This is a genomic window from Peribacillus sp. P4_C12, from assembly GCF_056402095.1.
This window is the reverse complement of record NZ_JBFUIB010000702.1, coordinates 1-1,595: the sequence shown is the minus strand read 5'-3', so window position 1 is coordinate 1,595 and position 1,595 is coordinate 1. Positions and strand designations below refer to the sequence as shown.

At 38.0% G+C, this 1,595-nt stretch carries 2 protein-coding genes; one reads left to right on the top strand and one right to left on the bottom strand.

The features are described from left to right. Positions 1–110 precede the first annotated feature (110 nt). Positions 111–605, top strand: a complete 495-nt coding sequence (locus AC1DUW_RS28180) for a PaaI family thioesterase (protein ID WP_053345210.1) — start codon at positions 111–113, stop codon at positions 603–605. A gap of 40 nt (positions 606–645) precedes the next feature. Here AC1DUW_RS28180 and AC1DUW_RS28175 read toward each other — a convergent pair. After that, a partial coding sequence (locus AC1DUW_RS28175) for a CAP domain-containing protein (RefSeq protein ID WP_477644097.1) occupies positions 646–1,595 on the bottom strand: 950 nt, incomplete at its 5' end.

Sequence of the window (1,595 nt, the reverse complement as noted above, 5' to 3'; positions counted from 1 at the left end):
CGCCTATGATCACCATATGCTAAAATGAAATAAAAAGTGCATGGCATTTCTATTCCGAATTTAATTGCATTTCCTTATAGTATAATATTAGAAAATGAGGGGGTATTTTCATGATAGATTTCAGGGATTTAGTCGAAGACTTTCAAAAACTGGCAAAGTCAGCAGATGAAACAGAGTTAGCCGTTTTATCGGGAATAATCTCAGGAATACAAGCAAAAAGAGAACAAAAGAAGTATTCCTATATTTCAAGCCTATTGCAGTTAAATAAGGATGTAAGCCAACAGGATACCTCACTTACAATGACCATGCCTAACACACCACTTGTACATAATGAATTGAAGATTACCCACGGCGGAATGATTGCTACCTTGATAGATTCGGGTATGGGAATCCTTGCCAACTCAACAGTTCCAGAAGGGTACGCTACAGTAACGACAGATATACAAGTTCGGTATGTAAAACCCGCTATTGGTGATCATTTGACATGTAAGTGTGAGTTAATACATAGAGGCAATAAAACGATAATCGTCGAAGGAAAGGTATACCGCGATGATGGCGAACTTTGCGCGGTATCGACAGGCAACTTTTTCATCTTGAAAATATAATAATAAGAAAATAAAAACGGATCCCAAAAGGGATCCATTTTTATTTTCTTATGAAATTCTGTGTATAATACTTTTTATAAACCCCAACACCCAAGCCTGTAAAGTCCTCATTCAGCATCGCATCCCGATGGCCCTTACTATTTAGCCAGCCTTCCATGACTGCCGCTGCATCCACATAATCTTTAGCAATATTTTCACCTGCAGAGCTGTATTTAACGTGACCTGCGTTCAGACGCTTTTCCAAATCCCCTTTTGTTTCAGGGACGTTTGTTCCTTCAGGAATATCCGCCATTTCACGGCTATGAAGGTAAGCAACTTCAGCTGCAGAATCATCCCATTCTAGAGGCTTCAAATCAAATCTGCTACGCATGATATTCGTAATATCGAATATTTGCTGTTCGTTGCCTTCCTCCACCTTTTCCCAGTCTTTCTCAGATAGATCCTCAACCTTCACAAGCTTACCATGGTAGGTCAACTCATAAGGCTGTTGTTTTAAAAGGGTAGAATCATTCAAAAACCGAACACTTGAAACCGTTCCTGAGAATTTATCTAAATACAACTGTACATGAATATCCCCAAGTTCAATCAAAGGCCTCATGTTCATATCTTCCTCCGACAATTCAAAACGATAGGAACTATCTCCAACCTCAATATCAACAGTTGGTTCTACATACAAACTAGAATAGATGGCATCAATGGATTGTCCGATTTTAAATGGCGCAACATTAACCTTATCACCTATACCATATGCAGATATCACTTTTTCATTTTCAACGGCTAATTGAAAATAATTACTATAGTCTTTTTTATAAACCCACCAATCATAGCCATAAGCGGACATATCAATTCGATCAGGTTCTCCGAATTCTTTTTCTATCTCTTTCGTATTTTTCCCAATTGTAACTGCCAAACCTTCTGTAGCTTCAGTCACCTCTTTTTCAGAAGAAGTACTTTTCTCATTTATATGTTCATTAGGGTTAACACCTTTGT

Excerpts from the sequence above, each read along its gene's own strand:
- AC1DUW_RS28180 (WP_053345210.1), top strand. The coding sequence starts at position 111 with ATGATAGATTTCAGGGATTTAGTCGAAGACTTTCAAAAACTGGCAAAG.